The sequence below is a fragment of the Paenibacillus dauci genome (assembly GCF_000971985.1).
GTDB lineage: Bacteria > Bacillota > Bacilli > Paenibacillales > Paenibacillaceae > Saccharibacillus > Saccharibacillus dauci.
Genome location: NZ_LAQQ01000008.1, coordinates 12,665 through 31,742 on the forward strand (window position 1 = coordinate 12,665; position 19,078 = coordinate 31,742).

Below are 19,078 nucleotides of genomic sequence, written 5' to 3' on the forward strand. Positions count from 1 at the left end.
GCTGCAGGACTTTTTTATATTGCTTTTATATGAATTCAAAATGAACAATAGAAGCTTCGATTATAGCTTGAATCGATCTACAATCCGATTCATCTCTTCAGCCATCTCGGACAAAGCCGAAGCACTGGAAGACAGTTCGTGCATGGATGCAGACTGCTGCTCCGAAGCGGCTGAGATTTTCTGAATCTCATCTGAGGAATATTCTACACTTTGAACAATGCCGGTGATAGATTGTTCCATTGCTGCAGCACTTCGGTTAACGCTGCCCGACAGCTGTGCCGCTTCACGGCTCTGCATAGCTACTTCATTGACAGATTGTTTGATATCTTCAAATAAAGCGCCGGTCGTTCTCATGGATTCGGTACCACTCAGAATCTGCTCGGCTGTCATATCCATGGCTTGATGAAGACGATCCGTATCCTGCTGGATCGATTCGATCATGCTGACGATCTGCCCGGCAGACGTGGAGGACTGCTCGGCCAGCTTCTGCACTTCGGCGGCAACAACCGCGAATCCTTTGCCATGTTCTCCAGCTCGCGCGGCTTCGATAGCGGCATTCAGAGCGAGCAGATTGGTCTGTCCGGCGATCCCGGTAATAATCCCGACGATACTGCCGATCTCCTGTGAACGGCTTCTCAGCTCATTGACTACACCGTTCATTTCATTCATTCGTGCCTGGGCCGTCTCCATTCGTCCGGCTGCTTCGGTGACCACGCCTGTTCCGTTAATCGAATGGTCGGCAGCTGTCTGGGCAGACTGGCTCACCTGTTCCATCCGGTTATCGATCTCCTGAATATTGGCGGAGATTTCCTGTACCAGTATGGCTCCCTGCTCCGATTGGCTCGCCTGATCGGCAGAACGGTCAGCCATGGAGACCAGTGACTCGGTCGTATGGGCGGAAGTTGAAGCATTTTCCTCGGCAATAGCAGTCAGTTCTTCGGCAGAGCCGTTAAGCCGCTGGGACGTTTCATTTACTTCGGTAATGACTCTGTTCAGGGAATGTCCCATATGCTGCAGTCCTTTGGCGAGATCGCCGAGTTCATCCTTTACATCAACCGGAAGTTCAGACGTGCGGGTCAGATCGCCTTCGGCAATATAGTTGACCTGATCCAGCATCTGGTGCAGTGGACGAATGATCATGCGCGAAATCACCAAAGCAAGTATGCTTCCAATTACGATCGCTGCAATCACCGCAGCCCATGTTATCAAGCGGGCCAGATTAAACTCGCTCAGTTGTTCATCTGCTGAACCTGTCACATCATTTACATTATGATCGACCAGTTTGCTTAGTACTTCATTCATGGATTCCAGCATCGGTGACGCATCCTGCTGCAGACTCATAGCCAGTGTATCGTTATTGGCATCAGAAGCAGCTGTAATCTGCGGAATGGTAGCCGTATAACTGGTCCAGCTTTTCTTAAAGGAATTATACATCTGGATCTCCTGATCATCGGACAGATCCGCCTCATACAGCTGCATATTCTTGGCAATACTGGCGCTTGTGCTGTTGATCTCCGAATTAATCTGCTGCATGGCTGTATCGTCTTGCTCAATAATACTGCGCAGCACGAGATTCTCTACATCGGTTACTTCATCATTGATCTGATACAGGGATACCAGACTGGGGATGCTGTTGCTTCGGATATCTGTAGCATTGTCTCCTATCGAATCCAGTCGCATCGATACGAGTACGCCCAGAATCAGTATCAACACCATCATACCGGCAAATCCACTTAATAATTTGGCACGTACAGTCATTCTCACAGTTCTTGTTCCTCCATCGTTCCTAATTCTCAATTATTAGTTGTTACTACAACTTTTCATATACTATTCATTTCGACATAAATAGACGTTTTCATTACCTATTTTCTGAAAATAATTTTGTGAGCTTGTGCTATGTACGGTTGTTGACCGATAAACCTTCCTCATCAAGTATAAAAAAAGATGATGCGAGGCGTCCGGAAAAAGATACAAAAAAAGCCCTGTACAATCAGCTGCTTTATGAATTCAGCAGACCGTTGTACAGGGCACAATACGATATGGGTAATCGGGTTTAGTAACTGCGTGATTATCCTGCAAATATGCAGCACTTCTATTTACAATTGCATATTATAGTTGATTGCCGGGAAACATCTACCGAATTCGAAACGATCGATCCTACTGCTGGAGTAAGTGTATCTCGCGAATTCCCGTTTACTTGCGACCCGGTGTATAAAAGTCCGGCTTCGGTACCCGTGACCAGTCTGTATCGGAAGCCAGATAGAAGCTGGTATAACTTGGCTGGTTGTAGGCTGTATTCTGGCGTGCAATGCCTGTGCGATACTGGGTATCATGCATCAGGGTGTACAGTTTGTGGTTGGTCACTTCGGTACTGAGATAGATACGGATCGCCGAACTGTCTGCCGTGCGCAGCAGCAGCTCTTCACGCCAGTCTCCGAAAATGTCCGCGACCAGCGACGGATTGCCTTTGGTGCCGTTATTCGTCAGAGTACCATTGGCTACGAGCACCGGTCCCTTTTGCCAGTTCTGGATACTTGGCGTTACTTCCAGTGCACCATCTACGACCTGGGTCGTCATATCTGCGCTCCATTTGATATTCATATTCGTACCCGGTGCGCTCCGGCCAATCAGCTCACCACTGGCTGTACGCAGATCGGTCGCCCATGCTTCCAGACCTGGGCGGGTAGGATCGATATCGCCGACCATGCCGCGACCGGTATCCTTGCCACTATAGGCACCGAACAGCACTTTGCCGGTCGCTGCATCGCGCATGGCATAACCATACGGTGCATACGTTCCGCCTTCATGTACCATATAGATCTCCATGCCTGGATGCGATGGGTCCAGATCGGACACATGCAGTGCATCGCCATGACCCAGCTTGGCAATCTGTCCAGGTATGGCACTGCCTGCCGGCATCACGTCTGTCGAGCTGTACAGCAGGCTGCCGTCATTGTCTACTGTACCGGAACCATAGACGATCTCATCTTTGCCGTCACCATCCACATCCGCTGCGGTCAGCGAGTGGGCACCTTGCCCAGCCAGCGGTCCCAGATCCGGATCGGTACCGTCACGACCATGCGGTCCATCATTGAACGGGTTGCTCATGATCGCCCAGCCGCTATCGGCTGTCCAGTCCTTGCCAATTTTCTTGCCATCCCAGTTGTAGGAGACAAGTGCTGCACGGGTATAATAACCGCGTGCGAATACAGCAGATGGGGTCTTGCCATTAACATAGGCGACAGTCGCGAGGAAACGGTCTACACGGTTGCCCGGCTCAATGCGAGCCATTGCATAATCTCCCCACATCAGTCCATCATCTGTGCGCTCCGGCTCGTAACGAACCGTGTCTTCTTCCTTGCCGCTGCGTCCTTCGAATACAGTCATGTATTCCGGACCCTTTACGATAAAGCCTTCAAAATCGCGCAGATTGTTGCGCGTACTGCGGGCAGGAGCATAGACATCCATAAAGTAATCGGTCAGCGCTTTGGCATCTTGGAGGGACAACGGATACTGATACTTCGGTGCGATGCCAAAGCATTCTTCCAGTGTCTTCGGCCAGTGACCATTTTTCACTTCAGGATGCTCGCTCCAGTTCTGGAACATCTGCACCACATGATCATAATAATCCGTACTGCTCATCCGGTAGTCATCACTATTGGAGTATCCGGCTTGACCATCTTCCTTGGGAAGGGAAATGTACTGCTCGGAGACGACATTGCCGCGTTTGCCATAACGGGTAATCTTTGTTCCCGGTGCGGTCTTCATCATCAGTTCGGCTTTGCCATTCCCGTCAAAGTCATAAACAAGGAACTGGGTATAATGCGCTCCCGAGCGGATATTCACTCCCAGATCAATCCGGTACAGCAGGGTTCCATCGAGTCGATACGCATCAATGTACGTATTGCCGGTGTATCCTTTTTGAGAGACATCCTTGGCATTGGACGGATACCATTTGACGAAATATTCATACTCTCCGTCACCATCTACATCACCTACACTCATATCGTTGGCTGAATACGTATAAGCTTCACCTGTCGGAGTTACGCCATCCGCCGGTTTCTGCAGCGGCAGATCATAATAGGTATCATTCCATACTGTTGCCGGAGGGCTCCACTTTTGCTTATTCGGTCGGCTCAGACTCGCAGCACTGATGCCATAGTCGGCAGCATACTGCTTCAGCTGGGCAGAGCCTTCATCGGTCTGTGCACGATATGTAGCCGCATCTCCGCCCTGATCTGCACTTGCCTGCTGCATAGCCTCTTGCTGGTAGACATCATCACTTACCTGATCTGCGGTAGCATCTGTTGTCAGCGAAGCACTGCTGTTATTACTACCGGAACCCCGTGCAGACAGAGGCAGGACACGATAACTGTCTTTGACAGAACCCTGGCGATCCAGATAATTGGTACTGTCTTTTACAACGGTGACGAACTTGCCGTTGCGATACAAAGCAAAGTCTGTACCCGTCAGCCCAGTTTTGGAATAACCACTGACTTCATTGCCGAGCAGACGCCAGCTAATAAATATTCCATCGCTGGTCTTGGCTGCGACCAATCCGCGATCCAGACTCTCCAGTTGTACTCCTCGCTGCGAATGACTGCTACTCTGCACGCTCACCGGATCGGCGGCGGATAATCCCCCAGTCGGAAGCACCAGTGCAATACCCAGTGCTACTGCCAGTGTCTTCACTGCCCATGAATGCTGCCTTTCTCTCATACGTTATTCACTCTCCTCGAATAGTAGTGGGTAATATGATAACGCTTACAATAGTAGGTGCAACTGATATTGTCCATTGTTACAACGACCATCCTCCTTCTCTGCTGGATTGCGCTTGTTCACTAGGCTGTTTCCTGTCAGATAAGCAATGGGGCTTATTTCAGCAGGTTGTTTCTATTATAGAATTCTGCGGTTACAGACGCTGTTCACAAATCCGGTTTATCTGTTTAAATAACAGAGCCTTTATTTTCCAGCTTTGCCGACGCGTACACTAGATAATCTGTTTATTGATCAATGCAAAAATCATCATATATCTTACATGTAATATTAATTAACATAATAGTTACATTTATGCATAGTCTAATCCTGTTAAGTTATATTTATTTCCAAAATAATCAAAACTATCTCTTCAAATCCTCACACAACCTCTAAGATAACGTTAAATCAGAAATTATTCAGATTAACTTTGTTGACATGGAATTTAATTTTCTACAAAAGGGGCGGATATGATGGAGAACAAGGTGCTTGGAGGAAGAATTTTCTCACTCGGACTGCAGCATGTACTGGCGATGTACGCCGGAGCGATTCTGGTACCCCTGCTCGTTGGACGAGCGCTTAATCTGACGGGAGAGCAGCTGTCCTATCTGGTAGCTATCGATCTGCTGACCTGCGGGATCGCCACGCTGCTGCAGGCATGGAAGACCCGGTATCTGGGTATTGGGCTGCCGGTAATGCTGGGCAGCTCCTTTGTCGCTATTACGCCCATGATTGGTATCGGTAACCAGTACGGTCTGGGCGCGATCTATGGTGCGATTATAGCAGCCGGTTTGTTTGTAGCCGTCTTTGCCGGATGGTTCGGGAAAATGATCAAATTGTTCCCGCCGGTTGTGACCGGTACAGTCGTTGTAGTCATCGGTCTCTCGCTGATCCCCACCGGCATCAAAAATATGGCAGGCGGAGCCACCAGCCCCGAATTCGGCAGTCTGCACAATTTGCTGCTTTCCTTTGGCGTACTGGCACTCATTCTGATCATCAATCGATTCTTCACCGGATTTATGCGCTCACTGTCGGTATTGATCGGGATTGTAGCAGGTACGATAGTCGCTGCCCTGATGGGAAAAGTAAACCTGGCAGCGGTCAGCGAAGCGTCCTGGTTCCATCTGCCGCAGTTTTTCGCCTTTGGCATGCCAGAGTTTCGGATTGCTCCTATTCTGACCATGATTATCGTCTGCATGGTCATTATCGTTGAATCGACCGGCGTATTCCTCGCTCTTGGACGTGTCTGTGATCAGAAACTCACCCCTCAGGACATGACCCGCGGTTATCGTACAGAAGGTATCGCGATTGTGCTGGGCGGATTGTTCAATGCTTTTCCATATAATACATTTGCTCAGAATGTTGGTCTGGTCGAGCTGTCCCGGGTCAAAACGCGTAATGTAATTGTGATGGCTTCCGGTATTCTGGTCGTACTTGGTCTGGTGCCCAAGATCGCAGCACTGGCAACCGTGATTCCGGCGGCAGTGCTGGGCGGAGCTACTGTCGTACTGTTCGGTATGGTCGTCGCTTCTGGTATCCGTATGCTGACCGAAGTGAATTTTCAGGATCAGCGCAATCTGCTCGTCGTGGCCTGCTCGATCTCACTTGGTATCGGTGCAACCGTAGTGCCGGAGCTGTTCGCCGGGCTCCCCTCTGCGCTGCGCATTATTGTCAGTGACGGCACCATTACCGGCAGTCTGTCGGCGATACTGCTGAATCTGTTTTTCCAGGCCTCTTCCCGCTTTGGCCGTTCGGCAACTGCTGCGAAGACCGTCGAACCGGTAGAGACAAACGTCATTCGGGAACAGATATCTGGTTAATCGATGTGGAGCTGCCAAATTTATACTGGATAGATTACCTGACGGACTATCCAGTAGTTCTATCTGCGTGTTAGGATCAATCACCGAATCAATTCCTTCAATAACGGGACAAGCACACTCTCTCCTTGCTATAATGGGAATATATGTGGGTATTCTGCGGAATACCCTCTTCGTATGACAAATATAGATAAGTGGATAGGAGCTGCCCATGTCTGAACAGAGCATTATTTTCTTCGATATTGACGGAACCCTGCTGGATCATAACAAAGAAATTCCCGCTTCCACCAAAAAGGCCATCTTCGATCTGCGTGAACGCGGACACGAAGTAGCCATTGCTACCGGACGCGCGCCTTTTATGTTTGAAGATATTCGCAAAGAGCTGGAAATTGATACGTATGTCAGCTACAACGGACAGTATGTTGTACTGCGCGGTGAAGTTATTTATACCAATCCGCTGAATCCTGACGCGCTGAAGACGCTGACCGAAACAGCGATTGAAAAGGAAAATCCGATCGTATATATGGATGCGGACGATATGCATTCCAATGTACCGGAAGATCATGAATATATTACGACCAGCATCAAGACACTACAGGTCGGCAAATTCCCGAGCTTTGACCCTTCGTATTATCAAAATCGTGACATTTACCAGTGCCTGCTGTTCTGCTTGGAAGGTGCCGAGCAGCAGTATGAAGCGGATTTCAACGACTTTGACTTTATCCGCTGGCATCCGATGTCGGTCGATGTATTGCCTTCCGGCGGTTCCAAAGCCAACGGCATTTCCAAAATCACCGACAAGCTGGGATTCCCGCGGGAACGCCAGTATGCATTCGGTGATGGGCTGAACGATGTAGAGATGCTCAAGCAGATCTATAACAGTGTTGCCATGGGTAACGGTGAAGAGGAAGCCAAAGCAGCTGCCAGACATGTCACCAAAAATGTAGATGAAGATGGCATTCTACATGGTCTGCAAATGGTTGGACTGCTGGATTAAGGAATAAGAAATACTTTCCATACCTCAAATCAGTAATGATAACAGAAGCACATAAAGCGAGATCATTTATAAATAATCTCTATACCAAAAAGCCACCGGACCGGGGTATCAACCCTGCAATCGGTGGCTTTTCTTCATTTTCTTGTGTGGCATCATTAATCGTAATAAGAAGGTATGGTAACAGCAATAGTGGCAAAATATAAATTTCTCTTCTCATCTTCCAAATTTTCTGGAAGTACTTCTGCAAGAAATTCCGGCGAGTTAATGATGGCGTCTGTCATAACATTAGCCCTCCACAAGGAAAGTCCAATTTCTCTGAAAAAGAAAGTATATCCCAGCTCGGCTTCCATATTATTTACAAATGATGTATGGATACGAATAGTGCTTACGATATCCTCAGCTGTGGTATTGAAAAGATCCAAATCCTTGTATAGTAGTTTGAACCCGGCTGAGTCAAAAGGGTTATTTATCTCTATGAATTTTAGCCGATTATTGGAGTCATATTCAAACGTCTGGAACAATTCTTCGTTGTTAATCCATGGGGCATTCTGGAGTTCTTGTTGAACTTGCATTTCAGTCATCCCCAGCTGAATAGAACCTATACCCACTAATGGATTTATTGTAATGGTGTACATTCGTATGCTCCTTCTCATTTAATATCTGTCATCTATAATAACAAAATTAGATCGTACTATATTTATGTCCGGCTGCGGAACAGCAAATACACAAAATAGGGCACGCCAATAATCGAGATTACAATCCCTGCTGCCAGCTGAGCCGGCGCAAAGATCGTCTTGCCAATCAGATCACCGAGCACGACCATCAGCATGCCGACCAGTCCGCTAATCGGCAGCAGCCGGGAATGATGTAGTCCGACGAGTCGTCTCGCAATATGCGGAGCGATCAAACCGACAAATCCGATCCCACCGGATACGGATACACAGGCGGCTACCAGACCGACAGCAGCGAGTATCAGTCGCTGACGCTGGGCAGTGAGAGGTACCCCCAGACTGAGTGCCGTCTCATCATGCAGCTGCATCACATCGAGCAGCATTGACTTGCGCCAGATGTACGGAATCAGAATCAATAGCCAGGGCAGCATCGCAGTAATATACTGCCAGTTGGCACTATGCAGACTCCCTGCCAGCCAGACGGCTGCCGCTTCAAAGTCATCCGGGTTCATGCGTAGAGACAGATATAACGTGACTGCCGAGAATCCCGAACTGACGGCTATTCCGACCAGAATCAACTGCTGCGGCTCCAAACGACCATTACTCCGGGCAAACCAGAAGATCAGGATCACCGCCGCGACTCCTCCGCATAATCCAAACAGCGGCATCGCCATAAAAGCGAGCCAACCGGTAAGCTCTAACGACTGCTTAAAGATCAGCATAAACAATACCACGGCCATACTCGCTCCGGCATTGATACCGAGCATTCCCGGATCGGCCAGTCCGTTACGGGTCACGCCCTGAATAACTGCTCCTGCAATACCAAGCCCCAGTCCGATCAACATCGCCAGCACGATTCGGGGCAGCCGGAAATCAAAGATTACCAGATCGTGTGCTGCCACTGGATCCACACGCAGCAGCGTCTTTACAATATCCCCAACCGACAAATCGAATGTACCATTGGTCAGACTGATATAAAATGTCGTCAGGATGAGCAGTAGCAGACCACATACAACCAGCAGCAGACGCCGCATGGAATCAGTTTTCATTGGTTTTTCCTCCTTTCCGGCGAATCAGGTAAAGGAAGAATGGTACACCAAACAAAGCGGTAATAACGCCAATCGGCGTCTCGAACGGAGCATTGACCCAGCGGCTCAAAATATCGCACCAGCCGAGGAAAATCCCTCCAAACAGCGCACAGCATGGGATGACCCGGCGATAATCCACACCGACCAGATAACGGGTCATATGCGGCACGAGCAGACCGACAAAGGCAATCTTGCCTGCCAGTGCTACAGATACGCCGGTCAGCAGCACTACAGCAAGCATGGATAATCCTTTGATCAGACCGGTTCGCTGACCCAGCCCCGCCGCGATCTCGTCACCCATGGATAGCACGGTAATCGAACGAGCCAATATCAACGCCAGCAGCAGACCGGCGATAGCAAACGGAATAATCATCCGAATCATCACCGGATCGATCTGATCTAGTCGGGCGTTATACCAGAAGCTCACCGATTGGGACACCTGAAAATACGTTGCAGCCGCTTCCGCCACTCCGCTCATAAATGTACCGATAATCGTACCCAGTATGGCCATCCGTACCGGTGATGTACCGTTCGGCAGTAGCCATGCCAGCCCGAACACAATACCGGCTCCTATCGCCGATCCGATAAGCGAATACACGATCATCGTTAGCGAAGAAGCGCCAGGCAGTAGAATCATGCACAGTGTAATCATCAGGACCGATCCATCCGAGACACCCATGATCGATGGTGAAGCCAGATAATTGCGTGTCATACCCTGCATCAATGCTCCCGAGACGGCCAAAAAGGCACCGATCAGCATCGTACCAATCGCACGCGGCAGTCGGGACTGCATAATGATCTGATGATCGATTTGATTCGGATCAAAATGAAATAATGCCTGGATAATCGTCTGAGCATCCATATCCTTGGCACCATACAAGATAGAAATGGAAATAGTGAGCGCCACCAGGAGGGGAGCGCTCACTATCAGGATCAGCGGATACCACTTGCGGATGCCGCTCATTATTGACTCAGTTCCTTCACAGCTGCTTTGAGGAATTGATCACGGCTCCATGCTGGACCGCCTTCGGACAGCGGATCAATGACATTGACATAGACATGTCCTTCCTGGAAAGCTTTCGTTTTGCTCAGGATTGGGTTCTTCTTCAGGTCTTCCAGTGCTCCCGGGGTATCTGGGTTCTCATCTGTAGAGAACTGGATAAACAGATAGTCCGGATTGATCTGGGCAAACTGCTCGATTGAAATTTCCTGCTGGGCTTTGGTCTGCTGGATAATATCCGGTACATTCAGACCTACATCTTCATACAGCGCAGCATTTACAAATACATTGGATGGATATACACAGACAGAACCCTGACGGATACGGACAGCCAGTACGGTTTTGTCTTTCATTTTGTCTTTCAACTCGGCTTTGGCAGTGGCTACATCCTGCTGGTAAGTGGTGATCGCGGTCTGGGCTTCTTTGGACTTGCCGGTCAGCTCACCCATCAGCTTCAGATTATCCTGCCAGTTATCAGAGATATGCGATACCTGAATCGTTGGGGCAATCTTGTTTAGCTGCTCCACAACTGGTGCGTCGAATTTGGTAGTACCGAGGATCACATCGGGCTTGAGGGACAGAATCGTCTCAAAGTTCGGCTCGGTCTTCTCCCCGATTGATTCCGCTTGGTCGGTGATCGAAGCGAATTTCTCCGGGAACTTGCCGCTATAGGTAATCGCACCCACCGGATGCACATCCAGCAGTAGTGCATCTTCCATCGCTTCCATGGAGCCGGTAATGACGATACGTTCTGCCGTTGCAGGAACCGTATATTCTTTGCCCAGGTAAGTGATAGTACGCTGCTCTCCGGAACTATTCTCGCTGGTAGCTGTGCCGGCTGCTGATGTAGAAGTTGCCTGGCTGCTGCCGCAAGCGGATACGAGTAGAGCGGTGAGTAGCAGTATAATCAGGACAGACCATCTGCCCGTCTTGCGATGTGTAGAGAAACTTGAATTCATTGGGTATATGCACTCCTTTTGGACATTGATATCAATTGATGATAATGATTCTCAATAGAAATCATAGTATGGATTGTCCGGCAGGAACATGGACAATCTTCACAAAACTCATGGACGATTGTCTGTGAATACTGCCAACGCCTGCTGTGCCATCCGTTTGTATGCTTCCGGTGAGCAGTCCCGCCATGGATCGGAGCTCAGGATATGAACATGTTCCTGTCTGACCGCCTGCATGGATTGCCAGCTCGGCTGTTGGATCAGTTCTTTCCAGTGCAGCAGGGTCTCGCTCTCCTGACAGATCAGCAGCAGTATACGGTCTGCGTCGGCGCGGGTAATCTGTTCCAGTGTAAAAGGAAGATCTTCATGCTCTTCATCATCATTCCCGGTTAATGAGAGCAGATTCAACTGCAGATCCTCGCGCAGCATACGTCCTGCTTCGGTTAGTCGGCAGGAATAGAAGTGACCTTTCCAGTAACGAACAAATAATACTTGTCCCGGTAATCCCTGCTCTGACAGTTGTCCCCGAATCTGCCCGTTCTGCTCGTGATAACGATCCAGCCAGCGCTGTGCCTGCTGCTCTTCTCCCAGCTGCCGTGCCAACTGCAGCAGCTGATCCTGCCATTCTGTCGACCAGGCATCCATATAGTGCACAGGAGCGATATTTTCCAGCAGCTGCTTCTCCTGCAGACTGATATGATTCGGTGCAATGATCAGCTCTGGCTGACAGCTGGTTAATATGCTGATATTTTCCCGCCACTGTGTATTGGCACGTTGTACTTTTAGATGTACCGGAATGTCTGCTGCATACTGCCGCTTGTCATGACCAGTCCACTTGGGATGCAGTGGCGCTGCATAAGGAATAATGCCCATCGCCAGCAGATAACCGGTAACGACCGGATCATAAGAAGCAATCTTGCGCTGATGATTGCGTATGTAGGCAGATGGCGTAACGCCTGTCTCCTGCTTGAATTTGCGGCTAAAATAAAACTCGTCATTATAACCAATCTGATGCGCAATATCCCGCAATCGCAGTTCCGGATTGGTCATCAACCTGCGTGCCTCTTCCATCCGTAGCCGGGTAATATAATGGATCACACTTTCCCCGTAATATTTCTTGAACAGGCTTACGTAGTAATTGCGGCTAATCCCTGCCATATCGGCTAATTGATCCAGGGTCAGGGGTTCGCGGTAATGCCGTCCGATGTAGGCATATGTACGCTGCAGCTGGATATGAATATCGCCTTCGGCAGCCGATTCCTGCTCCTGCAGATCACAGAGCATCTGAACGAACAGACTGCCTGCCCGTGCCCGGCTGCCGGATTTGCCCGCTGTCCATTGTTTGTACAGCGATTCACACAGAGGCAGCAACCATGAACCGGATACATTGCAGGCGAAGTAACTATCGTCTTTTTCGCCTTGGGTAGATTGGTCCAGCCGCTGCAGCTCATCTTGCTGTTCCATATAACTGTCAAAGCGGATCAGCAGCAGACTGATTCCTTTGCGACCTGAAGAACGTAGACCGAGCGTGGTTCCTGGAGCCAACCAGTGTACGCTCTGCGCCTGCACTTTACGCTTGCCCTGCTCATCGGTGAGGACGCCCTCTCCTTCCATGATCACGATCATTATATAGGTAGTTGTATACTGCTGGGGAAGATGAAATGCACTGCTGCGGCGTATTTTCTCCACATCTCGCAGTCGAAATGACAGCTCATCCAGCTTGGCGAGAACAGACGGACGATAACTATGCTGATCCCTCTCTAATGAAGGAACCAAACGGGTATCCAGCATACGGTTCATCATAAGTTCCTCCTTTGGTTGATGTTTATTGGTAGGGTCATTTTATTTTATGGTAACGGTTCTATCGAGCTCCAATATTATAGAGATGTGGTATGTCTGTTCATCAGGCGAAAATGGCTCTTATTTGATGGGTTCTTGTTTGACGTTTCTTTATCCGACTTTCTATTGATAATAATTCTCAATTAAGCATATGATCAATGTACCCTTTTCTCTCCGGCACGTCAATGGATACAGGGGCTCAAGGTGATGATTATCCATGTTCTGCCGGAATATTGTTCATGGAAGAGGATGAAATGGTCTTTTATACTGGGGACTATGCTTATTTCGCTATATAACTGCCGGTAGAATATACAGATCATTCTGCGGCTGCTGCAGCTATACAGCAATCATCCATCCGTATGAACAGGAGGCGTATTATTTAATGTCTGAACAATCTGCTTACTCTATCTATTCTTCGAATCATCCTATACATCCGGAAGTCCGACTGCGTGGAACGATGCAGTTCGATCTGCGCTCTGCCGAAGGACGGGATTACCGAATCATGGTGTCCATCCCGGATCTGGAAGCACCGCAAGAAGGTTATCCAGTCGTCTATGCTTTGGACGGCCATGCTATTTTCTCTACCCTGCTGGAGGCCGAACGTGCCCAATGCCGCCGCAAGGAGAAGACCCGCGTGACCCCTTCTATTATCGTCGGCATCGGCTACCCGTCTGAACTACCCACCTCCTCGGAGCGGCATTACGACTATACTCTACCTGTACCCGTCGATAATCTGCCACCTTCCCGTGATGGACTGCCCTGGCCGGAATATGGCGGAGCGGATTACTTTTTGCGCTTTATCAATCAGGTATTGAAGCCCAAGGTTGAAAGTCTGCTGCCGGTTAATACGGATCATCAGACGCTGTTTGGGCATTCCTTTGGCGGATTATTCACACTACATGTGCTGTTCAGCTCGCCGGAATCTTTTCGCAATTATGTCTCTATCAGTCCCTCATTGCACTGGGGACAGCCGCAAATCGCCGAAGAAGAGCAGCAGTTTGCCGCGCGACTGCGTACCGAAGCCCGAAAGCATCATCTGCTGATTGCGGCAGGTGAACTGGAGAGTGATGCTCCATTTCATATGCTGCAAAATGCCTGTGCACTGGCGGAACGGCTTGCTCCGCTGCAGGCACATGGACTGAATGTACAATTCCGTGAGTATGCAGGTGAAAATCACGGATCGGTGGTTCCGACGGCGGTAAGCACGGCACTTCGTACTGCGGCGTTGTAGGATCAATTGGCTACTGCTTAATGATGGGTTATGACTTCGAGAAGGAATAAGAGCGGTTGGTGTGCTGAGTTCATTCACTTCGGAAAGGAATAAGAGCACGTCCTCCGGTTAAGCCTGGAGATCCTTTGTTGGTTGGAGTAAATGAGGATCTCCAGGCTTAAATGTCGTCCTTTGCTCTTATTTCCTTTCCTGCGTTATGTACATATAGCTTCTTTTCTTATTCTCAACAGTTGATCTTTTATGTCAGTGTGTACTTCTTTCCAGTTTTTGTAATCAGGCTTAAATGATGATTGATCACGTAACGGAAGAAAGGAAATAAGGACCAGGACGACCTTTAAGCCTGGAGATCTTCTTTTCTAATACTAATTCAGGATCTTCAGGCTTAACTGGAGGACAGGTCCTTATTCCTTTCTGGAGTGAATGAAGCAATTCCCCTAATGTCACCACAATCCCAAACCCTTTAGAGCTTATTGGAACGGCTTCAGATTTTCGGTTTATTTTCCGATATTAGTCTGGGACTGTTCTGCCAGCATGTTATACATATATAGAGCCGATGCGCTCATACAGCTGAATGGATCAGCTCCCATGGATGAGAAGATTCATCCGGACATCCACAGGATGATCGATTAGGGAAAAGGGGTATTTCATATGCAACATCATTCAACGTATCATCTGCCACAGCAGTCGGCCAAGCGCTTTGGGAAAGGCGTAAAAAGCATGCTGCTTCTGCTGTTGGTTGCCGTCCTCTGGTTCGCAGCCGCAGGTCCGGCAGCTTCATCGGTTCAAGCGGCTCCAGCCAAAAACAGTACCTATCAGCAGGTGGCCCTATATGTTAACGGCAATCTGCAAATCACAGTACAGCGTTCGCAGCTGGTAAATGGGAATACCCTCTACATCCCTGTAAAAATTATGGATCGTATTCCAGGCATCACCATCAATTATGGCAGTCCGCTCAGTCTGACGGGCAGCAAAGGCAGTGTCACAATCAACAATTCCAACTCTTTTCAGTATACAGGAGTCACGTATGTACAATTCAAATCATTGCTGGCAATCAGCGATCTGGAGAGCAAATTTGCCTCCAGTGCACTGGCTTTATTTATCTGGGATGGTGATAAAGGCAAAGCTGAATCCAGCAAAATTCTGACCAATATCAGCCAGCTTCCTGCAGGTGTTGGCAAAAAAATCGGCCAAAAGATTTATCCTTTCCAATATTCGGGTGCTTACTGGATTACGGATATTTCTTACGATCCGGGCAGCACGGTATACTACAACACCGCCATCAATTCCGGCGGTGAAGAGATTCAGATCAACGCCAATGCGCCTGCACTTGATTTTGTACTGGAAAGTGATCTGCTGACCGTACAGAATTGGCTACGCGGCCAAAACGTCTGGTTTGATAACCGCAACTTTAACGGTTCGGGGGTTAAGCATCTGGAGAAACTGACGTTTGTGTCATTTCAGGTAGATGACGATAACAATTTTAGTATTGTTGTGCGCAATGCCAAAGGCAAGCTGCTCGGAATCAATGTGGCGGCTGATCAGGATGCGACCAAAATGGCATTAGAATATCTATTTACCAAAAATCCGCGTTCAGTCTATAAGTGGAGCAATAGCGTATGGAATACGATCAGTCAGAACCGCGTTACTTCCGGTATGTCCCGTGAGCAGGTGGTTATGTCGTGGGGGCTGCCTATAGACGCCAACACCTATCAGTCGGGATCGATTACGTATGAACAGTGGATTTACAATCATAATCAGTATCTTTACTTTTGGAATGGGAAGTTGAGTTCGGCGCAGAACTTGTAGGTGGCAGTGTTGTGTTCTGCTTGGTGTACTGGGTTCATTTGCTTTGGAAAGGAATAAGGCTGATAGACGTTCTTCCTTCATCCACTTCGGAAAAGAATAAAGATGATAGGCGTTCTTCCTTCACCCACTTCGGAAAGGAATAAGAGCACGTCCTCCGGTTAAGCCTGGAGATCCTTTATGAGTTGGAATAGATGAGGATCTCCAGGCTTAAATGTCGTCCTTTGCTCTTATTTCCTTTCCTGCGTTATGTGCTTGTACGTCATTTGTATTTACATTACGCATTACGCATTACGCATTACGCATTACGCATTACGCATTACGCATTACGCATTACGCATTACGCATTACGCATTACGTTGGCAAGTATGGCTGCTTCTGATTCAGCGGGCAACATCAAAAAAAGGACATGCACGTGTATAAGTGCATGTCCTTTTTTGCATTTAATTAGACTTAACGAATACGCCTAATTGCTCGTTGTGTACTAATGTATTCCATAGGCTGCATAACGCTTACCTTGATCCAAACTTACGGAGTGACGCCCCATACCAGTTTGTCCTGGTTATAGATGGTTACTTTGTTATAAGTGGCGAAGGTCGTGTTACCGTTATTGTAGGAGTAGTCATTGGTCTCGTTAAAGTTGCTCCAGTCGGACGGGTGAATACGTGCCTGGACTTCACCGCTTTGGCCGCCTGCAGGGATGGAACCGGCTGCATTAGTGAAAGAGAATTCTACATAGCGATTGGCTGTCGATTTGCTGCTGGACAGTGCTTTGGATGTAGTTGTTACATTCGCTGCACCAACTTGAGCCCAGTCGATATACGTCTGGTCACCGGATTTGCCATCGTTATTGAAGTAGTAACGCACTTTCAGATCGCTCAGCTTAACCGGTGTGCTTCCATTGTTCTTGATATTGAATACCGGACGCATAGCGTTATCCGACGGGTTATTATCGCCGCTGCGGAACTGCAGGGAGAGCGCACCTTTAGCCGGTGCTGTTGTACCTGTGCCTGGAGTGCCGCTACCTGTACCTGGAGTCGGAGTCGTTGTGCCACCGCCTGTATTACCACCATTACCTGGTGTTGTAGGAGTCGTCGGCTGCGTAGGTGTTGGAGTTGTGGTACCTCCACCTACCGTTGTAGAACCTGCGCGTGTCTGCTCTCTGACGAATTTACCAGAAGTAGACAGGTTGGCCTGGGACCATCCGCCAGTCGAGCTTGCTCCTGGTGCCAGTGCGGCAGAAGCTTCACTCTTGTCGGACAGAGACCAGTTTACCCAGCTTACTCCGCGGCTATTCAGAAAGTCGACCCATGTCTTGGATTCAGTCAGGAAAGGACCACCGTTACCGGAAGCATCACTTGTGCCCCACTCGGTTACGAATACAGGTGCCTTTTTGCTCAGAGCATAGTCAATGCGATCACGCAGGAATTGACCATGGGTACCGGCATAGAAATGCACCGCGTACATCGTATTGGCATCCGGCAGCTGGTTGTCTGCTGCATCCTGTACGTCCTGACTCCATGTGCCTGTACCGACGATGATGATGTTATCCGGGTCATTGGCACGGATAGACTTGGTCACATCGACTGCATACGGACGGATCTGGTTGTTCCAGTTCACGCCGCCATTCGGCTCATTGGCAATCTCATAGATTACGTTTGGCAGTGTACCGTATTGGGCAGACATTTCATTGAAGAAAGTTTTTGCCTGTGTTTTGTACGTATTCGGATCGCCATCGGACAGAATATGCCAGTCGATAATCACATAAACGCCCAGATCCTTGGCTGCGGCTACCGCTTCTTTGACTTTATTGGCAACCGACGGATTGGAAATGTAACCGCCTTCGTTCGTATACATCGCTACACGGAACACCGAGATGCCCCAATCGTCGCGCAGCCATTTCATCGTGTCTTTATTCACATAGTTACCGAACCATTGGATACCGTGCGAGCTGATCCCTTTCAGCTGTACCGGTGTTCCTTTTGTATCAACCAGACGTCCATTCTTGATCGATAGCTGACCATGCTGCTGTACTGGAGTCGTTGCTGCTTCGGCAGACGTACCTCCTGCTGATACGGCTAGCGTTACGGTAAGCGTTGCTGCCAGAATGCCGGAAGAGAATTTCTTGACTGTTTTCATCCACATATTCCAGAGTCTCCTTTTGGTGTTGCTCACTTGGATTTCAGTATGCGAAACACACTGATTTTGAAAAGTAAGAGGTCAGACCTTGCTGCCTACGTCAGTATATACATCCCAAAACCAAAATAATATATTTCTGACAATAAATGAATATAAAGTTCTAGAAGCATAGGTGTTGTGAAGCAGGAAACTAATGGTCGATTTTGGTCATAAATTACAAATAACAAGGGACAGAGGAATCGAAGTTCGGCTAATAACGCTTAACTCAGCGGATTATGGACTGAATAGTCCCGATTCGAATACTTTAAATTTGTTCTTTATGCACAACTCTCTTTTTCTTCTAATGCTATGGAGCGGTAACTTAGGAACAAGGAAGGGGGTTATTGGGACAAAGTTGTGAAGCACTTGTTCAGAATCAGGCAAGTTATCGATAATGTGGGTGGCGGCTCAGGTAAAAAAGTCCCTGATGATCCTATCTACCCGACTGAATCAGCAAGCCGAAAGCAGGCTTGGATTCGATGAAGTATCCTGATAATTGCAAGAATGCAGGTGCAAGCAGAGAATTGGACAGCAGATAATTTAATATCGTCCATATGCAGGCGTTATATGAGAAGAACCATTCGACCGAATGGCTCCTTTCAGCGGCGTTTGGAGGGGGAGAATAGGCAGATTGGAATGTGTTTCTTCTATTATAATGTATGCAAGATTTTATAGCTGCATACTATTGAACGAACAGGATAGTCCATGACCATGAATAACAACATTTTTTAGCCGCTCAATGA

The 19,078-nt window shown here is 48.5% G+C and carries 12 protein-coding genes; 4 read left to right on the plus strand and 8 right to left on the minus strand.

Annotated features, from left to right (window positions below):
* Window positions 1-60: 60 nt before the first annotated feature.
* Both WH46_RS20535 and WH46_RS20540 read right to left on the minus strand, forming a co-directional pair.
* On the minus strand, window positions 61-1,758 hold the full coding sequence (locus tag WH46_RS20535; RefSeq protein WP_046228153.1) for a methyl-accepting chemotaxis protein: 1,698 nt from the start codon (window positions 1,756-1,758) through the stop codon (window positions 61-63).
* Between the two features lie 435 nt (window positions 1,759-2,193).
* Complete coding sequence (locus WH46_RS20540) at window positions 2,194-4,719, minus strand: rhamnogalacturonan lyase (RefSeq protein ID WP_156172323.1); 2,526 nt, start codon at window positions 4,717-4,719, stop codon at window positions 2,194-2,196.
* A 509-nt stretch (window positions 4,720-5,228) separates the two neighbouring features.
* On the opposite strand from WH46_RS20540, the gene WH46_RS20545 reads away from it, so the two are divergent.
* Together WH46_RS20545 and WH46_RS20550 are read left to right on the plus strand one after the other, a co-directional pair.
* A complete protein-coding gene (locus tag WH46_RS20545; protein ID WP_046228154.1) occupies window positions 5,229-6,575 on the plus strand; it encodes a nucleobase:cation symporter-2 family protein in 1,347 nt (448 codons plus the stop codon).
* A gap of 208 nt (window positions 6,576-6,783) precedes the next feature.
* The gene (locus tag WH46_RS20550; RefSeq protein WP_046228155.1) at window positions 6,784-7,569 is read left to right on the plus strand and encodes a Cof-type HAD-IIB family hydrolase; all 786 of its coding nucleotides are present in this window, start codon (window positions 6,784-6,786) and stop codon (window positions 7,567-7,569) included.
* A 155-nt stretch (window positions 7,570-7,724) separates the two neighbouring features.
* Here WH46_RS20550 and WH46_RS20555 read toward each other — a convergent pair whose 3' ends face one another.
* The 5 genes from WH46_RS20555 to WH46_RS20575 all read right to left on the minus strand — a co-directional run bounded on the left by WH46_RS20555 (window position 7,725) and on the right by WH46_RS20575 (window position 13,087).
* Window positions 7,725-8,204 carry a hypothetical protein gene (locus WH46_RS20555; RefSeq protein WP_046228156.1) on the minus strand — a complete coding sequence of 160 codons (480 nt, stop codon included), beginning with the start codon at window positions 8,202-8,204 and terminating at the stop codon, window positions 7,725-7,727.
* Between the two features lie 62 nt (window positions 8,205-8,266).
* A complete protein-coding gene (locus tag WH46_RS20560; RefSeq protein ID WP_046228157.1) occupies window positions 8,267-9,289 on the minus strand; it encodes a FecCD family ABC transporter permease in 1,023 nt (340 codons plus the stop codon).
* Window positions 9,279-10,292 (minus strand): FecCD family ABC transporter permease, encoded by a 1,014-nt coding sequence (locus tag WH46_RS20565; RefSeq protein WP_046228158.1) that lies wholly within the window; start codon window positions 10,290-10,292, stop codon window positions 9,279-9,281. The genes WH46_RS20560 and WH46_RS20565 overlap by 11 nt, the downstream gene beginning before the upstream one ends.
* Window positions 10,292-11,287, minus strand: a complete 996-nt coding sequence (locus WH46_RS20570; RefSeq protein ID WP_046228159.1) for an ABC transporter substrate-binding protein — start codon at window positions 11,285-11,287, stop codon at window positions 10,292-10,294. Before WH46_RS20570 ends, WH46_RS20565 begins: the two co-directional genes overlap by 1 nt.
* 108 nt (window positions 11,288-11,395) lie before the next feature.
* The gene (locus tag WH46_RS20575) at window positions 11,396-13,087 is read right to left on the minus strand and encodes an AraC family transcriptional regulator (protein WP_082208473.1); all 1,692 of its coding nucleotides are present in this window, start codon (window positions 13,085-13,087) and stop codon (window positions 11,396-11,398) included.
* A 418-nt stretch (window positions 13,088-13,505) separates the two neighbouring features.
* Here WH46_RS20575 and WH46_RS20580 point away from each other — a divergent pair, with 418 nt between their 5' ends.
* Together WH46_RS20580 and WH46_RS20585 are read left to right on the plus strand one after the other, a co-directional pair.
* Window positions 13,506-14,354 carry an alpha/beta hydrolase gene (locus WH46_RS20580; RefSeq protein WP_052714315.1) on the plus strand — a complete coding sequence of 283 codons (849 nt, stop codon included), beginning with the start codon at window positions 13,506-13,508 and terminating at the stop codon, window positions 14,352-14,354.
* A gap of 648 nt (window positions 14,355-15,002) precedes the next feature.
* Window positions 15,003-16,160, plus strand: coding sequence for a hypothetical protein (locus WH46_RS20585; RefSeq protein WP_046228160.1), 1,158 nt, complete (start codon window positions 15,003-15,005; stop codon window positions 16,158-16,160).
* Between the two features lie 525 nt (window positions 16,161-16,685).
* Here WH46_RS20585 and WH46_RS20590 read toward each other — a convergent pair.
* Window positions 16,686-18,302 carry a cellulase family glycosylhydrolase gene (locus tag WH46_RS20590; protein ID WP_046228161.1) on the minus strand — a complete coding sequence of 539 codons (1,617 nt, stop codon included), beginning with the start codon at window positions 18,300-18,302 and terminating at the stop codon, window positions 16,686-16,688.
* Window positions 18,303-19,078: the final 776 nt, after the last annotated feature.

What these genes read in the sequence shown, in the direction of transcription:
- WH46_RS20575 (WP_082208473.1), bottom strand. Translation starts at nt 13,087, where the DNA reads ATGATGAACCGTATGCTGGATACCCGTTTGGTTCCTTCATTAGAGAGG.
- WH46_RS20565 (WP_046228158.1), bottom strand. Translation starts at nt 10,292, where the DNA reads ATGAGCGGCATCCGCAAGTGGTATCCGCTGATCCTGATAGTGAGCGCT.
- WH46_RS20560 (WP_046228157.1), bottom strand. Translation starts at nt 9,289, where the DNA reads ATGAAAACTGATTCCATGCGGCGTCTGCTGCTGGTTGTATGTGGTCTG.
- WH46_RS20540 (WP_156172323.1), bottom strand. Translation starts at nt 4,719, where the DNA reads ATGAGAGAAAGGCAGCATTCATGGGCAGTGAAGACACTGGCAGTAGCA.
- WH46_RS20535 (WP_046228153.1), bottom strand. Translation starts at nt 1,758, where the DNA reads ATGACTGTACGTGCCAAATTATTAAGTGGATTTGCCGGTATGATGGTG.
- WH46_RS20590 (WP_046228161.1), bottom strand. Translation starts at nt 18,302, where the DNA reads ATGTGGATGAAAACAGTCAAGAAATTCTCTTCCGGCATTCTGGCAGCA.
- WH46_RS20570 (WP_046228159.1), bottom strand. Translation starts at nt 11,287, where the DNA reads ATGAATTCAAGTTTCTCTACACATCGCAAGACGGGCAGATGGTCTGTC.
- WH46_RS20550 (WP_046228155.1), top strand. Translation starts at nt 6,784, where the DNA reads ATGTCTGAACAGAGCATTATTTTCTTCGATATTGACGGAACCCTGCTG.
- WH46_RS20555 (WP_046228156.1), bottom strand. Translation starts at nt 8,204, where the DNA reads ATGTACACCATTACAATAAATCCATTAGTGGGTATAGGTTCTATTCAG.
- WH46_RS20545 (WP_046228154.1), top strand. Translation starts at nt 5,229, where the DNA reads ATGGAGAACAAGGTGCTTGGAGGAAGAATTTTCTCACTCGGACTGCAG.
- WH46_RS20580 (WP_052714315.1), top strand. Translation starts at nt 13,506, where the DNA reads ATGTCTGAACAATCTGCTTACTCTATCTATTCTTCGAATCATCCTATA.
- WH46_RS20585 (WP_046228160.1), top strand. Translation starts at nt 15,003, where the DNA reads ATGCAACATCATTCAACGTATCATCTGCCACAGCAGTCGGCCAAGCGC.